Raw genomic sequence first — 16,139 nt, 5'->3', positions numbered from 1 at the left:
CGCCATCCGGCAGATCGGCGCACGGTGCCGGATGGCGGCTACGCCTTATCCGGCCTACACGGTGGTCGCCTGGGGGAGATTCACCGCCGTCCGAGCGGCACCACCAGCGGCGTATTCGCCACCGGGTCGTCAATAATCACGCAGCGCAGGCCGTAAATCGCCTCAATAAGCGCCGGTGTGACAATCTCTTTCGGCGCGCCTTCCGCCACAATCTTCCCATCACGGAGTGCAATCAGGTGCGTCGCGTAGCGGCACGCCTGGTTTAAATCGTGCAGCACAGCCGCCAGCGTATAGCCGCGTTCGCGGTTCAGCTCGCTTAATAGTTCCAGCAGGTCAATCTGATGGCTGATATCAAGCCAGGTCGTTGGTTCGTCGAGCAGCATAATCGACGTGTCCTGCGCCAGCACCATGGCTATCCACGCGCGCTGACGTTGGCCGCCGGAGAGCGTATCGACACTCTGGCTCGCCAGATTCATGATGCCGGTGGCCTGCATCGCCCGCTGTACCGCGTCCTCATCTTCTTGCCGCCAGCGGGTAAACAGCGGCTGGTGCGGGTAGCGCCCACGGGCAACCAGCTCCTGCACCGAAATATCACCCGGCGTCGTGGCGTTTTGCGCCAGCAGGCCGATGCGACGCGCCACCTCTTTGCTGGCGTAGCGCTGAATCTCTTCGCCATCGAGATACACGTGGCCGTGAACCGGCGTCATCAGACGGCTGAGCGTGCGCAGCAGGGTTGATTTCCCGCAGCCATTGGGGCCGATAATGGCGGTGAAATGACCGTCAGGGATGGTGACGTTCAGCGACTCGGCGATGGTTTTTTTACCGTAGGCGAGGGTTAACGCCTCGCCGCGCAGGCGAGCGACGGTGTCGGTCATTTTTTACGAGACTCCTGAATAAGCAGCACGATGAGGTAGATACCGCCAAGGCTAACGGTGACCACGCCCACCTGAAGCTGATAAGGCAAGAACAGCTGCTGGGCGCAGTAATCGGCGGCAGCCAGCAGCAGCGCGCCGCAGAGCGCTGCCTGAGTTAACCCCCAGCGCGCGGTGCCGCTCAAGCGGCGGGCGATATGGGGGGCGACCAGTGCAATAAAGGAAATGGGCCCAGCGAGCGCGGTCGCGGCGGCGGTCAGCACCACGGCGACCAGCATCAGCAGCAGGCGGGAATACTCAACGCGAACCCCCAGCGCACAGGCGCTGTCGTCGCCCATTTCTAACAGACGCAGACGGCGCACTAAGAGTGCCGAACAGGCGAGGGCAACCACCATCATCGGTGCGGCGGGCCAGATTTTGGCCCACGTCATGCCGTTGAGTGAACCGGCAAACCACAGCCCGGCGGAGACGGCGGTTTCAAGCGACGCGCGCAGCAGCAGCCAGGTGTTGAAGGCCATCAGCATCGCGCGGATGCCGATGCCGATAATAATCAGCCGGAAGGTTTCGATACCGTCGCGCCACGCCAGCGCCCAGACGATAAGCGAGGTGGCGATACCGCCCGCCATGGCGGCGAGGGTGATGGTGGTGAGGTTCTGGCCGAAGAAGACCAGCGCCACCAGAACGCCGCTCCATGCCCCGGTGTTAAAGCCCATTACGTCCGGGCTGCCCAGCGGGTTGCGCATCAGCGACTGGAAAATCGCGCCGCTGACGCCGAGCGCCGCGCCAATCAATAACGCCATCAGCACGCGGGGCAGACGCCACTCGGTAACAACCAGCGTGATGGCGCGCGGCGCATCGCCGAACAGCGCGGCGAAGATTTGTGAAAATTCCAGCGTGACCGCGCCGCTGCGCAGGCTCAGCAGCGTGAGCAGCATGCACGCGGCAACCAGCAGCAGACAGCTTGCCACCAGACGACGAGAAGGGGCGTTCATCGGCCACCTCCGTTCGATTTACGACGAACGAGGAAAATCAGCACCGGCGCGCCGATAAAGGCGCTGACCACCGAAACGCGCAGTTCGCCGGGCACCAGCAGGCGGCCAATAATATCGGCAAACAGCAGCAACGAGGGGGTGGCAAGTAGGGTAACCGGGAGCGACCAGCGGTGATCCGAACCGACCAGCCAGCGGGAAATATGCGGCATCATCAGGCCAATAAAGGCGATTGGGCCCACCACCGAAGTCGCGCTGGCGCACAGGATGGTGATCACCAGCAGCCCCATGATTTGCGTACGCGCGACTTTACTGCCAAGTGCGGTCGCGGTGTCGGCACCGAGGCTCAGACTATTGAGCGAGCGGCTCATCATTAGCGCGACGGCACCGGCAACCAGCACCGGGATCAGCACCGTTTTTAGCGTTTGCAGGGTGCGAATATCCAGTGAACCGGCCTGCCAGAAGCGCAGCTGATCGTAGACATCCTGATTGAGCAAGGCGATACCGCTGGAGAAACCTTCCAGTACGGCGGCGAGCGCCACGCCCGCCAGCGTCAGGCGCACCGGGCTTAGCTGGCCGCCGCCCTGGCTGCCGGTAAAGGCGACAATTAATGAGGCGACCAGCGCGCCGCAAAAGGCCATCGCTAGCTGTTCCTGCGGTGAGGTAATGCCGAGCAGCGCCGCACCCAACACGATAGCAAAGCTGGCTCCGGCGTTGACGCCAAGAATACCGGGGTCGGCGAGCGGGTTGCGGGTGAGGGTTTGCATCAGCGCGCCGGCAAGCCCCAGGGCACCACCGGCGAGCAGACCGGCCAGCGTTCGCGGCAGTCGGGCATCAAGCACGATGATGCAGTCGGCGCTCTGGCAGGTGCCGCTGAGCGCGTCGACGACGACGTGAACCGGGAGCGGTTTAGCACCAATCAATAAACTGAGCGTGGCGGCGAGAAACAGCAGTATCAACAATCCAGGCAGCGCAAGGGCGCGCAGCACCGGGGTGGAAAACGACATGGCGACATCCCTGATTTGATAATGATATTAATTATCGTTATCTATCTTATTCGCTTATGTTAGCATGAGCGCCCTCGGAAAGGGTAAGAAAAAACGTTCAAGGTTTTGTAATGAATCGACAATCCTGGCTGCTGAATCTGAGCCTGCTAAAAACGCATCCGGCCTTTCGCGCCGTCTTTATCGCTCGCTTTATTTCTATCCTCTCGCTTGGCCTGCTCGGCGTTGCGGTACCCGTTCAAATCCAGATGATGACCCACTCCACCTGGCAGGTGGGACTCTCGGTCACGCTGACCGGCGGGGCGATGTTCGTCGGGCTGATGGTCGGCGGCGTGCTGGCCGACCGCTACGAGCGCCGCAAGCTGATTCTGCTGGCGCGCGGTACCTGCGGCGTAGGGTTTATTGGCCTGTGGTTGAACGCGATGCTGCCGGAGCCGTCGCTGGCGGCGATTTATCTACTGGGGTTATGGGATGGTTTCTTCGCTTCGCTCGGTGTGACGGCGCTGCTGGCGGCAACGCCTGCGCTGGTTGGGCGTGAAAACCTGATGCAGGCGGGAGCGATCACCATGCTGACGGTGCGCCTGGGCTCGGTGATTTCGCCGATGGTCGGCGGCCTGCTGCTGGCCTCCGGCGGGGTCTCCTGGAACTACCTGCTGGCGGCGCTGGGCACCTTTATTACCACGCTAACGCTACTGCGTTTACCGCAACTGCCTCCGCCGCCGCAGCCGCGCGAACATCCGTTCACTTCATTGGTGGCCGGTTTTCGCTTTCTGCTCGGTAGCCCGCTGATTGGCGGCATTGCGCTACTGGGCGGGCTGGTGACGATGGCCAGCGCCGTTCGCGTACTTTACCCCGCGCTGGCGCAGGGCTGGCAGATGTCGGCGGCATCGATTGGCCTGCTGTATGCGGCAATTCCGCTTGGGGCTGCCTTCGGTGCGCTCACCAGCGGACGACTCGCGCAGAGCGAGCGCCCGGGCTGGGCCATGCTACTGGCGACGGTCGGCGCGTTTGTGGCGATTGGGCTGTTTGCCATGATGCCGCACTGGGCGCTGGGGATGGTATGTCTGGCGCTGTTTGGATGGCTGAGCGCCATCAGTTCGCTGCTGCAATACACCTTGATTCAGACCCAGACGCCGGAAGCGATGCTCGGGCGTATTAACGGGCTGTGGACGGCGCAGAACGTGACCGGTGATGCCATTGGCGCAGCGCTGCTCGGCGGGCTGGGGGCGATGCTGACGCCGGTGGCTTCGGCAAGCGTAAGCGGTTGGGGGCTGGCGATTGTTGGCGGGATTTTGCTGTTGGTGCTGGGCGAGCTGCGGCGGTTCCGGCGCGAGATCCCGGAGTCGGCGTAACCGCCTCGTCCGGGCTACACGTTTCAGTAGCCCGGCCAGGCGAAGCGCCGCCGGGACCGGGCTCGGTGCTTAACCAAACAACGCCGACAGCCGCGCTAACACCCGCGTCGCGCTGTAATAATCGAGGCGGAACGTCTCGGTGCCTAACGCATAAACGCGTTTCTCTTTCACCGCGGGCAGGTGCGCCAGCAGTGGGTTGGCGTAAATCGCGTCCACGTCTTTCTGGTCACCGGCGAACAGGAACAGGCTGTTGCCGTTCAGACCGGTTGCCAGATTTTCACCGCCAAGCTGGATGATGTCATGACGTTTCCCCTGGCTTTGGCTGGCGTGCAGGCCTTCCGGCAGGGTGGCGAGCGTAAAGCCGAGCTGGGAGAGGAATTGCCCCTGGGCTGACTCGCTGGTCCATAGGTTGGCGCTATGTGCGGCGGCGGTATAAACCAGCGCGCTTACCGGCTGCGGCGGTAATTTCATCTGCTGCTTCACCGTCGCCAACTGCTTATCAAACTCGGCAATACGCGCGGCGGCCTGTTTTTCCTGCCCGGTCATGGTGCCGAGCTCGGTCAGCAACGCCTGCCAGCTTTTATCGTCGTAGTTGACGATAAGCGTCGGGGCGATGGTGGAGAGCTGATCGTAGAGCGCCAGCGCGGAGTCGCCGCCGGTGGCGCTGATAAGAATCAGGTCTGGCATCTGCGCGGCCACGGCTTCGGCGCTCGGTTCACCGATATAGAGACGGGAGACCTTGCGCGCTTTCGCCACATCGCCCCATTGACGCAGGAAACCCTGGGCATCCGCTACGCGGTTATTCGGCGTGGTGGCACCGCTGGCTATCACCGGCGCGTCAATCGCCAGCAGGGAACCGGTCAGGGTCACGCTGGTGGAAACAATGCGCGTCGGCTTCTGTTCCAGCGTATGCACGCCGCGGCTATCGGTAATCTGACGCGGCCACTCGGCGGCCTGAGTTGAGGATATTCCTAAAACACTGAAACCGGCGATGAGCGCCACGGTGCGCCATAAAGCGGAGAAGTTCACGGGTAAACGTCCTGATGGTTGTTGGTTAATGCTTCTCATTTTCAACTATTGTCGGCGATAGATGCAAGTCCTCTTGCCGTTGCCGGGAAGGGCAATATCAGGGGTACGAGGTGAGTATTAAGCACAAGATGCTGCTTCACGCTGTTGACATACGGGGCGTTAACTTTTAGGTTACTCAACCAAAATATAAATGATAATTATTCGTAATATCTTTATCGTTTTGGAGGATGATATGGAAACGTCACTTGCTGCGGATGAACAAGAACAACACCATCAGGCTGCTGTCTCGGCTGATAACTTTTTCTTTATGTCGCCGTACCGCAGTTTTACCACCTCAGGCTGCTTCCAGCGCTTTACCTGCCCGGCTGAAGGCGGCGATGCGCCAGATAGCGCGTTCCAGCAGGGTTTAGCCTCGGCATTTGCTGGGGCAAAAGCCGCCGGGATTGCCAATCCGGTGATGGTTGGTGCCATCCCGTTCGATACCACGCAGCCTTCCGCGCTGTTTATTCCTGAACGCTGCGAGGCGTTTGTACGCACCGCAAAACAACACTCCTCTCGCTATCATGCTTCACGTGAACCGCTGAGCGTAGTGGCGCGCCAGGAGATCCCCGAAAGCTCGGTGTTCCTCGATATGGTGGCGCGTGCGGCAGAGCTGACCGCCACGCCTCAGGTCAACAAAGTGGTGCTTTCCCGCCTGATTGATATTGAAGCCGAGCAGGCCCTCGACAGCGGCGCGCTGCTGGAGCGTCTGGTGGCGCAAAACCCGGCGAGCTTTAACTTCCACGTCCCGCTACCGGACGGCGGCGTACTGCTTGGCGCGAGCCCGGAACTGCTGCTGCGTAAAGAGGGGGCGATGTTCCATTCGCTGCCGCTGGCGGGCTCCGCGCGCCGTCAGCCGGACGATATGCTGGATCGTGAAGCGGGCAACCGCCTGCTGGCCTCGGAAAAAGATCGTCATGAGCACGAGCTGGTGACCCAGTCGATGAAAAAGACGCTGGCGCCACGTAGCCTACAGCTCACGCTGCCGAGCACGCCGCAGCTGATCACCACGCCAACTCTGTGGCATCTCGCCACACCAATTGAAGGCCAGGCCAAAGCGGAAGAAAACGCGCTGACGCTCGCCTGCCTGCTGCACCCAACGCCTGCGCTGAGCGGTTTCCCGCACGAAGCGGCGAAGCAGCTGATTGCTGAACTGGAGCCGTTCGAGCGCGATCTGTTCGGCGGTATTGTCGGCTGGTGTGACGCCGAAGGTAACGGCGAGTGGGTGGTGACTATCCGCTGCGCGCGCGTCAAAGCCAATAGCGTGCGCCTGTTTGCCGGAGCGGGCATTGTGCCTGCGTCATCGCCGGAGTCCGAGTGGCGTGAAACCGGCGTCAAACTTTCGACCATGCTGAATGTTTTCGGCCTGCATTAAGGAACCAGAATGACCGTGGAATTTACCCGCTGGCCGGACGCGCTGGCGGCGCGCTACCGCGAAAAAGGCTACTGGCAGGATCTGCCGCTGACCGAAATACTGACCCGCCACGCGGACAGCGACGCGATTGCGGTGATTGATGGCGACCATCAGATTAGCTATCGCCAGTTGAATCACTATGTTGATAACCTGGCGGCCTCGTTGCAGCACAAAGGCCTTAAGCGTGGCGAAACCGCGCTGGTGCAGTTGGGCAACATCGCCGAGTTTTACATTACGCTGTTTGCGCTGCTGAAAATCGGCGTTGCGCCGGTGAACGCGCTGTTCAGCCATCAGCGCAGCGAGCTGAACGCCTACGCTGAGCAGATAGCCCCGGCGGCGCTGATTGCCGACCGTTCCCATACGCTGTTTGGTGATGATAGTTTCCTCAACGCTTTTTGCGAACAGCATCGCTCACTGCGCATGGTGCTGCTGCGTAAAGGTGAAGGAGAACACGCGTTGGAGGCGGCGATTGCGCGCCCGGCGGCCGACTTTACCCCAACGCCGACCGCCGCTGACGAAGTGGCCTTTTTTCAGCTTTCCGGCGGCAGTACCGGCACGCCGAAGCTTATCCCCCGCACCCACAACGACTATTACTACAGCATTCGCCGCAGTAATGAGATTTGCCGCTTTGATGCGCAGACGCGCTATCTGTGCGCGATCCCGTCGGCGCATAACTACGCCATGAGTTCGCCTGGCGCGCTGGGCGTTTTCCTGGCGCAAGGTACGGTGGTGCTGGCGGCGGACCCGAGCGCGACGCTTTGCTTCCCGCTGATTGAAAAGCATCAGGTCAACGTGGCGGCGCTGGTGCCGCCTGCCGTCAGCCTGTGGTTGCAGGCGATTAGCGAGTGGGGCAGCAACGCCCAGCTACGTTCGCTGAAGCTGTTACAGGTGGGCGGTGCGCGCCTTTCTGCGACGCTGGCGGCGCGTATTCCGGCGGAGATTGGCTGCCAGTTGCAGCAGGTCTTCGGCATGGCGGAAGGGCTGGTGAACTATACCCGTCTGGACGATTCAGAGGAGAAGATCCTCAATACCCAGGGCTACCCGATGTGCCCGGACGACGAAGTGTGGGTGGCGGATGCCGACGGTAACCCTCTGCCGCGCGGTGAGGTTGGTCGCCTGATGACACGTGGTCCGTATACCTTCCGCGGCTATTACAAAAGCCCGCAGCATAACGCCAGCGCCTTTGATGCCGACGGTTTTTACTGCTCGGGCGATCTTATCTCCATCGACGAGGACGGTTACATCACCGTCGAAGGGCGCGAGAAAGATCAGATTAACCGCGGCGGCGAGAAGATTGCCGCTGAAGAGATTGAGAACCTGCTGCTGCGTCATGACGCGGTGGTCTACGCGGCGCTGGTCAGCATGGAAGACAGCCTGCTCGGCGAGAAAAGCTGCGCGTATCTGGTGGTGAAATCGCCGTTGCGCGCCGTTGCCGTCCGCCGTTTCCTGCGCGAGCAGGGGGTGGCCGAATTTAAACTGCCTGACCGCGTCGAGTGCGTAGATGAACTGCCGCTGACCCACGTCGGTAAAGTCGATAAAAAACAATTACGTCAGTGGCTGGCGAGCCGCTCGCAGGGCTGAAGGAGAGAACAACATGGCGATTCCAAAATTACAGGGCTACGCGCTGCCAACCGCGCTGGATCTTCCCGAAAACAAGGTTAACTGGGCGTTTGAACCGTCGCGCGCCGCGCTGCTTATCCACGATATGCAGGAGTATTTCCTCAACTTCTGGGGCGACGATAGCGAAATGATGGAGACCGTGGTGGCGAATATTGCTGCGCTGCGCGACTTCTGCAAGAAAAATGGCATTCCGGTGTACTACACCGCGCAGCCGAAAGAGCAGAGCGATGAAGACCGCGCGCTGCTGAACGATATGTGGGGGCCGGGGCTGACCCGCTCGCCGGAGCAGCAGCGAGTGATTGCCGCGCTGGCACCTGATACTCAGGATACCGTGCTGGTGAAGTGGCGCTACAGCGCATTCCACCGTTCGCCGCTGGAGCAGATGCTGAAAGAGACCGGCCGTAATCAGCTGATTATCACCGGCGTGTATGCGCACATTGGCTGCATGACCACCGCCACCGATGCGTTTATGCGCGACATTAAACCGTTCTTTGTGGCGGACGCGCTGGCGGACTTTAGCCGCGATGAGCACCTGATGTCGCTGAAATACGTTGCCGGCCGTAGCGGCCGCGTGGTGATGACCGATGAGCTGCTGCCGTCTGTCCCAACCAGCAAAGAGGCACTGCGTGCGCTGGTGCTGCCGTTGCTGGATGAGTCCGACGAGCCGCTCGACGATGATAATCTGATTGATTACGGTCTCGATTCTGTGCGCATGATGGCGCTGGCCGCCCGCTGGCGTAAAGTGCACGGCGATATCGACTTCGTGATGCTGGCAAAAAATCCAAGCATCGACGCCTGGTGGGCGCTGCTCTCCCGCGAGGTGAAATAATGGCCGGGTTCGATTTTAACGGTCAGACCGTGTGGGTGACCGGGGCCGGGAAAGGTATCGGCCACGCTACCGCGCTGGCGTTTGTGGACGCGGGCGCGAAGGTGACGGGTTTCGACCTGGCGTTCAACGGCGAGCATTATCCGTTCGCCACCGAAGTGCTGAACGTGGCAGATGCTCAGCAGGTGGCGCAGGTGTGCGAGCGCCTGCTCGCCACCACCGAACGGCTGGATGTGCTGGTCAACGCAGCCGGGATTTTGCGCATGGGCGCCACGGACGCATTAAGCCTGGACGACTGGCAGCAGACCTTTGCGGTCAACGTCGGCGGCGCATTTAACCTTTTCCAGCAGACGATGGCACAGTTCCGTCGTCAGCAGGGCGGGGCGATAGTCACCGTGGCGTCAGATGCGGCGCATTCGCCGCGTATCGGCATGAGCGCGTATGGTGCGTCGAAGGCGGCGCTGAAAAGCCTGGCGCTGACCGTTGGGCTGGAGCTTTCCAGCGCGGGCGTGCGTTGTAATATCGTTTCGCCGGGCTCGACCGATACCGATATGCAGCGGGTGCTGTGGGTCAGCGACGATGCCGAACAGCAGCGTATTCGTGGTTTTGGCGAGCAGTTCAAGCTTGGCATTCCGCTTGGCAAAATCGCGCGTCCGCAGGAAATTGCCAATACCATCCTGTTCCTCGCCTCGAGCAGCGCCAGCCACATCACGTTGCAGGATATCGTGGTGGACGGCGGCTCAACGCTGGGAGCGTAGGATGATCTGGAAACGTCATTTAACCCTCGATGAACTGAACGCCACCAGTGATAACACCATGGTGGCGCATCTGGGGATTGTTTATACCCATATCGGCGACGACAGCCTGGAAGCGGTAATGCCGGTGGATAGCCGCACCCATCAGCCTTTTGGCCTGTTGCACGGTGGCGCGTCGGCGGCGCTGGCGGAGACGCTGGGCTCAATGGCGGGTTTTTTGATGACCCGTGAGGGACAGTGCGTGGTGGGTACCGAGCTTAACGCGTCGCACCATCGTCCGGTTTCTCAGGGACAGGTGCGAGCGGTGTGTCAGCCGTTGCATCTGGGGCGTCAGAGCCAGAGCTGGGAAATTGTCGTTTTTGACGAGCAGGGGCGGCGCTGCTGTACCTGCCGGTTAGGGACGGCGGTGCTCGGTTAGGGTTTCGGTAGCCGAATAAGGCGTAGGCCGGATGGCGCTTCGCTTATCCGGCCTACATACCTGCGTTCATCCCACTTTCACTTCCCACCTCTCATCCGTTTTTCTGACTTAAGTGATCCCGTTAACAATGTGATGTAAATGTCGGGTGCTGTTCCTGTTCATATTAGTTTCAAGGTTGTTAAATCAAGTGTGCTTGCATGGACACAAAATGTAACATCCTCTGCTACTGATACGGACAATAACTATGAACAATTCAGGGAAATACCTTATATGGGCGTTACTCTCCATTGTCGGAGCGTTTGCCCTGGGCTACATCGCCCTTAACCGTGGTGAACAGATCAACGCGCTGTGGATAGTCGTGGCGTCGGTCTGCGTTTATCTCATCGCCTATCGTTTTTATGGCCTCTATATTGCGAAAAAGGTGTTGCAGGTTGACCCGACGCGCATGACGCCTGCCGTGCGTCATAACGACGGCCTCGACTATGTGCCGACGGACAAAAAGGTGCTGTTTGGTCACCACTTTGCGGCGATTGCCGGGGCGGGCCCGCTGGTGGGGCCGGTGCTGGCGGCGCAAATGGGCTATCTGCCTGGTATGCTCTGGCTGTTAGCCGGGGTGGTGCTGGCCGGTGCGGTACAGGACTTTATGGTGCTGTTCGTCTCTACTCGTCGTGATGGCCGCTCGCTGGGCGAGTTGGTGAAAGAGGAGATGGGGCCGGTTGCTGGCGTAATTGCGCTGGTGGCGACCTTTATGATCATGGTGATCATTCTGGCCGTACTAGCGATGATCGTGGTGAAAGCGCTGACCCACAGCCCGTGGGGAACCTATACCGTTGCCTTTACCATTCCGCTGGCGCTGTTTATGGGGATTTACATTCGCTATCTGCGTCCGGGACGCATTGGCGAAGTGTCGGTTATTGGCCTGGTGCTGCTGGTGTTTGCCATTATTTCCGGTGGTTGGGTGGCGGCAAGCGAAACCTGGGCACCGTGGTTTGACTATACCGGCGTACAGCTGACCTGGATGCTGGTGGGCTACGGCTTTGTGGCTTCTGTTCTGCCAGTATGGCTGCTGTTGGCACCGCGCGACTATCTGTCTACCTTCCTGAAAATCGGGACTATCGTTGGGCTGGCGATTAGTATTCTGATTATGCGCCCGACGCTGACCATGCCAGCGCTGACCAAATTTATTGATGGCACTGGCCCGGTCTGGACCGGCGACCTGTTCCCATTCCTGTTTATTACCATCGCCTGCGGCGCGGTTTCTGGCTTCCACGCGCTGATTGCTTCCGGCACTACGCCGAAGATGCTGGCGAACGAAAATCAGGCCTGCTTTATCGGCTACGGCGGTATGCTGATGGAATCCTTCGTCGCCATTATGGCGCTGGTTTCCGCCTGTATTATCGACCCGGGCGTGTACTTTGCGATGAATAGCCCAATGGCGATGCTGGCACCGGCCGGTACCGTCGACGTGGTAGCTTCTGCGGCGCAGGTGGTCAGTAGTTGGGGCTTCGCGGTGACGCCGGACCTGCTGCATCAGATTGCCAACGAAGTGGGTGAACAGTCGATTATCTCGCGAGCGGGCGGTGCGCCGACGCTGGCGGTGGGGATGGCCTATATCCTTCACGGGGCGCTGGGTGGCCTGATGGACGTGTCGTTCTGGTACCACTTCGCCATTCTGTTTGAGGCGCTGTTTATTCTGACGGCGGTGGATGCCGGTACCCGTGCGGCGCGCTTTATGCTGCAGGACCTGCTGGGTGTTATCAATCCAGGGCTTAAACGTACCGATTCTCTGCCGGCTAACCTGCTGGCGACGGCGCTTTGCGTGCTGGCCTGGGGCTACTTCCTGCATCAAGGGGTGGTTGACCCGCTGGGCGGCATCAACACGCTGTGGCCGCTGTTCGGGATTGCTAACCAGATGCTGGCAGGTATGGCGCTGATGCTCTGTGCGGTGGTACTGTTCAAAATGAAACGTCAGCGCTACGCGTGGGTTGCGCTGGTGCCAACGTCCTGGCTGCTGGTGTGTACGCTGGTGGCGGGCTGGCAGAAATCGTTCAGCGAAGATATCCGCGTGGGCTTCCTGGCGATTGCCAACAAGTTCCAGGCGATGATCGACAGCGGCAATATTCCGCCGCAGTACACCGAGTCGCAGCTGGCGCAGCTGGTGTTTAACAACCGTCTTGATGCCGGTCTGACCATTTTCTTTATGGTGGTGGTTGTGGTGCTGGCGCTGTTCTCACTCAAAACCGCGCTGGCGGCGCTGAAAGAGGACAAACCGACGGCCAAAGAGACCCCGTACGAGCCGATGCCGGCGGATGCGGAGAATCTGGTGGCGCAGGCGAGACGCGCGCATTAATGTCTTTACGTGCTAATTGATGATGTTGTAGCCCGGCCGAGCGCAGCGACGCCGGGTTTACCCAAAGGACAAAACGATGTTTGATACACTCTCGAAAGCCGGAAAATACCTCGGTCAGGCGGCCAAAATGATGATAGGCGTGCCGGACTACGACAACTACGTCGAGCATATGCGCATCACGCATCCTGACCAGACGCCAATGACCTATGAGGAGTTTTTCCGCGACCGCCAGGACGCACGATACGGCGGAAAGGGCGGCGCGAAGTGCTGTTAATGTTTTATTTAGACATCTAAACGTCTCGATTGCCAAACGCGTTCGCCGTGTTATATTGATGTTAATTTTGGCATCACGAGCGGCAGGCGCAGAATGACGAATAAGCAACTCATCCCACAAAGCAAGTTACCTAACCTCGGTACCACCATTTTCACCCAGATGAGCGCGCTGGCGCAGCAGCACCAGGCGATTAACCTCTCACAGGGATTTCCCGATTTTGATGGCCCATCTTATCTTCAGGCGCGTCTGGCGCACCATGTTGCCGCAGGCGCGAACCAGTATGCGCCGATGACCGGCGCGCTGGCGCTGCGTGAAGCGATTGCCGAGAAAACGCTCGCGCTATACGGTCACTCGCCGGATGTGAATAGCGACATTACGGTCACCGCCGGGGCGACCGAAGCGCTGTACGCCGCGATTACGGCGCTGGTGCGTAACGGTGATGAGGTTATTTGTTTCGACCCAAGCTATGACAGCTATGCCCCCGCGGTCGAACTTTCCGGCGGCATCGTCAAGCGTATCGCGTTACAGCCACCGCATTTCCGCGTCGACTGGCAGGAATTTGCCGACACGCTTAGCGATAACACCCGGCTGGTTATCCTTAACACCCCGCATAACCCTTCGGCAACCGTCTGGCAGGCGGCAGATTTCGAGGCGCTCTGGCAGGCGATTGCCGAGCGGGAAATCTACGTGCTCAGCGATGAAGTGTATGAACATATTTGCTTTAGCGAAGCCGGACACGCCAGCGTGCTGGCGCATCCGCAGCTTCGCGAGCGGGCGGTGGCGGTTTCATCGTTTGGTAAAACCTATCATATGACCGGCTGGAAGGTAGGGTACTGCGTCGCACCCGCGCCGATAAGCGCCGAGCTGCGTAAGGTGCATCAATATCTGACCTTTGCCGTTAATACCCCAGCACAGCTGGCGCTGGCGGATATGCTGCGCGCTGAACCTGAGCACTACCGGCAGTTGCCCGATTTTTATCGGGCGCGCCGTGACTTGTTTATTGATGCACTCAGCCAGAGCCGACTGAAGCTGCTGCCGTGCGAAGGAACCTATTTCCTGCTGGCCGATTACAGCGCGATTTCTGACCTTGATGATGTCAGTTTTTGCCAGTGGCTGACCACCGAAGTGGGCGTCGCGGCGATTCCGCTGTCGGTCTTCTGCGTGGCGCCGTTCCCGCATAAGCTGATTCGTCTGTGTTTTGCCAAACAGGAAGCGACGCTGCTGGCCGCCGCCGAGCGTCTGTGCAAGCTGTAGCTATTTAACCGTCCAGGCCTGTGAGTACTGGCGATTGCCAAACAGTTCACACAGGCCGTTAATCTGCTTCAGTCGCAGAATTTCATCGGCATCCATGCCCAGTTCCTGACCGATTTTCTCATCTTCCCAGCCGAGCTGGCTCAGCTCGCGCACGATGTCGGACATCGCGCCTATCTGATGGCGACCGCGTGCACGGTTGTGGCGAATGGTAGCCGCCATCCGGGATGGCTGCGAGCGATCGCTCTTCTCTAGCTGTGTAACCGGTAGATAACCGTGAAAGCGTTTTTTCAGCGATGCTTTTGACTGCGAGAGTAGATGGCGGTGGAAACCATCGACAATTTCATAGGTGTGGTTGTTTTTCTCAATTACCACAATAGGTTGAGTGAAACCGTCGGCTTCCAGTGATTTGGTCAGCAACCGTTTTTCCGGCGGTGCCATATTGTTGGGGTTGTAGTTGTTCGGTGAAACCTGCTCTTCTTTCACCCATAGTACGCAGTCAATTGGCTGGTCGCGAAATGGGCTCTCCTCATGCAATGCTTGTCGAAACTGGTTAATTGCTTCGATTTTTTCATCATCCGTTAAGGTCTTTAGATAGCCTTGCAGTTGGGCAATCAGTCTTTGTTGCATAGTAACCCCCATTGTTGACGCTTCTGTCCCATGCGCGCGCGATATCGTTGATAGTGGCTGGCTTTTGTTGGGCTGAAAGAGAGCATCCGGCACCAGTAATCATTGTTTAATAAGACTTTGCAGATTCGTCGCCATGATGGAATGTCTTTAGCGCCGAGGTCTTTCTCCTGGCTATCCGGGATATCTTCCCATCCCTGTTTTTGATACCAGTGAAGATAGACGGCTATTTTGTTGCGATAGTGCTCGGCGGTGGCTTCCGGCATGCTGTACAGCAGGAAATGAGCGTAGCTGCGCCAGCTGTAATTCTCCGGTTTTTCGATTTTGCGATGGCCGTAGAACTGATTATCCTGACCGGCATAAATACCGCCGCTGTGTACGCCGCTAACCCGCTGGCACATTGCGGCCCAGCGTTCAGGCTCGAGGACGTGATAGAGCCACAATCCCTGGCGCTGTTCCGGCCCAAAGGGCTCGCAGATACGCATGTAGCGCAGCGGCACGCCCGCTTGATACATCAGGTCATAGAGTGGGTTGTAGGGCTGCTTACTTTTGGCAAACCAGGTCCAGATATCCGCCGTTTTCCAGTCATAGATCGGGTAGACGTACCAGGCATGATTGCCCGGCGCGACGGTAGTCCAGGGTTTATCATCGGCAAAACGGCGTTTGCGCTGCGAGGCGATGGTCAAGAAGCGGTTGTAAGATTCGTCGGCACGAATCCCTACCATCACGGCGGCCGGGCGCTGCTGTGAAAACCAATCGGCAAACTTCTGCACAAACAGTTCGAAAGACATGCCCTGTTCATAAAAAGGGAAAAAGTCGGGGTCGGTGATCGCATCTTCTGGCGGCTGGCGCACCCATTTGGCGCCTGGCTCCCAGCACTGCCACTCGGGATTGAATTGGGTCAGTGAGTTTTGGGTTGTCAGCGGTAGAGCGACCCAATAAAAAGTCTCAATGACGTCACTATAGCGCGCGCGTAATTTCTGACAGTGGGTGATGGTATAGGAAAATTGAGCTTCCCAATCTATAAACAGCACGCTGAATTTCTTGCCATTCTGGCGGGCCTGTTCTGCCGCTAAATGTAGCATTACCGTTGAATCTTTTCCGCCGGAAAAAGAAATACAAACGCGGGGTAAGTTATTCAACGTCCAGTTTATTCGTTCCCGACTAGCCTCCAATACGGAGAGAGGTAAGGGGAGTTTTGTGATTGACATAAATCAGCAATCCTTTATGGCGATGATGTCTAAAAAGATGCTGGTTATAGTACGCTATTATGAGGAGTAATAAATAAGATAATATATTTTCTATAAATATGTATTGCA

At 58.8% G+C, this 16,139-nt stretch carries 15 protein-coding genes; 9 read left to right on the top strand and 6 right to left on the bottom strand.

Going from position 1 to position 16,139, the window contains the following annotated elements; all coding sequences use genetic code 11:
• Nucleotides 1-80: 80 nt before the first annotated feature.
• The 3 genes from fepC to fepD are packed head-to-tail and all read right to left on the bottom strand — an operon-like array spanning nucleotide 81 to nucleotide 2,868.
• On the bottom strand, nucleotides 81-875 hold the full coding sequence (fepC, locus tag MY052_RS17275) for an iron-enterobactin ABC transporter ATP-binding protein (protein WP_115074583.1): 795 nt from the start codon (nucleotides 873-875) through the stop codon (nucleotides 81-83).
• A complete protein-coding gene (gene fepG / locus MY052_RS17270) occupies nucleotides 872-1,864 on the bottom strand; it encodes an iron-enterobactin ABC transporter permease (protein ID WP_035895897.1) in 993 nt (330 codons plus the stop codon). The genes fepC and fepG overlap by 4 nt, the downstream gene beginning before the upstream one ends.
• On the bottom strand, nucleotides 1,861-2,868 hold the full coding sequence (gene fepD / locus MY052_RS17265; protein WP_035895895.1) for a Fe(3+)-siderophore ABC transporter permease: 1,008 nt from the start codon (nucleotides 2,866-2,868) through the stop codon (nucleotides 1,861-1,863). Before fepD ends, fepG begins: the two co-directional genes overlap by 4 nt.
• 110 nt (nucleotides 2,869-2,978) lie before the next feature.
• On the opposite strand from fepD, the gene entS reads away from it, so the two are divergent.
• A complete protein-coding gene (gene entS / locus MY052_RS17260) occupies nucleotides 2,979-4,217 on the top strand; it encodes an enterobactin transporter EntS (protein ID WP_420828621.1) in 1,239 nt (412 codons plus the stop codon).
• 69 nt (nucleotides 4,218-4,286) lie between these two features.
• On the opposite strand, the gene fepB is transcribed toward entS, so the two are convergent.
• Nucleotides 4,287-5,246: a Fe2+-enterobactin ABC transporter substrate-binding protein gene (gene fepB / locus MY052_RS17255; protein WP_248537473.1), complete on the bottom strand. Its 960-nt coding sequence runs from the start codon at nucleotides 5,244-5,246 to the stop codon at nucleotides 4,287-4,289.
• 232 nt (nucleotides 5,247-5,478) lie between these two features.
• Here fepB and entC point away from each other — a divergent pair, with 232 nt between their 5' ends.
• The 8 genes from entC (at nucleotide 5,479) to MY052_RS17215 (ending at nucleotide 14,196) form a co-directional block, all read left to right on the top strand.
• Nucleotides 5,479-6,660 carry an isochorismate synthase EntC gene (entC, locus tag MY052_RS17250; RefSeq protein ID WP_248537472.1) on the top strand — a complete coding sequence of 394 codons (1,182 nt, stop codon included), beginning with the start codon at nucleotides 5,479-5,481 and terminating at the stop codon, nucleotides 6,658-6,660.
• Nucleotides 6,661-6,669: 9 nt separating this feature from the next.
• On the top strand, nucleotides 6,670-8,280 hold the full coding sequence (gene entE / locus MY052_RS17245; RefSeq protein ID WP_248537471.1) for a (2,3-dihydroxybenzoyl)adenylate synthase: 1,611 nt from the start codon (nucleotides 6,670-6,672) through the stop codon (nucleotides 8,278-8,280).
• A gap of 13 nt (nucleotides 8,281-8,293) precedes the next feature.
• On the top strand, nucleotides 8,294-9,148 hold the full coding sequence (locus MY052_RS17240; protein WP_035895890.1) for an isochorismatase: 855 nt from the start codon (nucleotides 8,294-8,296) through the stop codon (nucleotides 9,146-9,148).
• The gene (entA, locus tag MY052_RS17235; protein WP_202216251.1) at nucleotides 9,148-9,903 is read left to right on the top strand and encodes a 2,3-dihydro-2,3-dihydroxybenzoate dehydrogenase EntA; all 756 of its coding nucleotides are present in this window, start codon (nucleotides 9,148-9,150) and stop codon (nucleotides 9,901-9,903) included. Before MY052_RS17240 ends, entA begins: the two co-directional genes overlap by 1 nt.
• A 1-nt stretch (nucleotide 9,904) precedes the next feature.
• Nucleotides 9,905-10,318: a proofreading thioesterase EntH gene (gene entH / locus MY052_RS17230; RefSeq protein ID WP_035895886.1), complete on the top strand. Its 414-nt coding sequence runs from the start codon at nucleotides 9,905-9,907 to the stop codon at nucleotides 10,316-10,318.
• Between the two features lie 244 nt (nucleotides 10,319-10,562).
• Nucleotides 10,563-12,668 (top strand): pyruvate/proton symporter CstA, encoded by a 2,106-nt coding sequence (gene cstA, locus MY052_RS17225; protein ID WP_248537470.1) that lies wholly within the window; start codon nucleotides 10,563-10,565, stop codon nucleotides 12,666-12,668.
• A gap of 76 nt (nucleotides 12,669-12,744) precedes the next feature.
• On the top strand, nucleotides 12,745-12,942 hold the full coding sequence (locus MY052_RS17220) for a YbdD/YjiX family protein (protein ID WP_035895883.1): 198 nt from the start codon (nucleotides 12,745-12,747) through the stop codon (nucleotides 12,940-12,942).
• A gap of 93 nt (nucleotides 12,943-13,035) precedes the next feature.
• A complete protein-coding gene (locus MY052_RS17215) occupies nucleotides 13,036-14,196 on the top strand; it encodes a pyridoxal phosphate-dependent aminotransferase (protein ID WP_202216250.1) in 1,161 nt (386 codons plus the stop codon).
• Here MY052_RS17215 and MY052_RS17210 read toward each other — a convergent pair whose 3' ends face one another.
• Nucleotides 14,197-14,823: an IbrB-like domain-containing protein gene (locus tag MY052_RS17210; RefSeq protein WP_202216249.1), complete on the bottom strand. Its 627-nt coding sequence runs from the start codon at nucleotides 14,821-14,823 to the stop codon at nucleotides 14,197-14,199.
• Nucleotides 14,808-16,031: a phosphoadenosine phosphosulfate reductase gene (locus MY052_RS17205; protein ID WP_248537469.1), complete on the bottom strand. Its 1,224-nt coding sequence runs from the start codon at nucleotides 16,029-16,031 to the stop codon at nucleotides 14,808-14,810. Before MY052_RS17205 ends, MY052_RS17210 begins: the two co-directional genes overlap by 16 nt.
• Nucleotides 16,032-16,139: the final 108 nt, after the last annotated feature.

Source organism: Kluyvera ascorbata (genome assembly GCF_023195735.1).
Classification (GTDB): domain Bacteria; phylum Pseudomonadota; class Gammaproteobacteria; order Enterobacterales; family Enterobacteriaceae; genus Kluyvera; species Kluyvera ascorbata.
The sequence above is the reverse complement of the archived record's forward strand: the minus strand, read 5'-3'. Positions and strand labels throughout refer to the sequence as shown.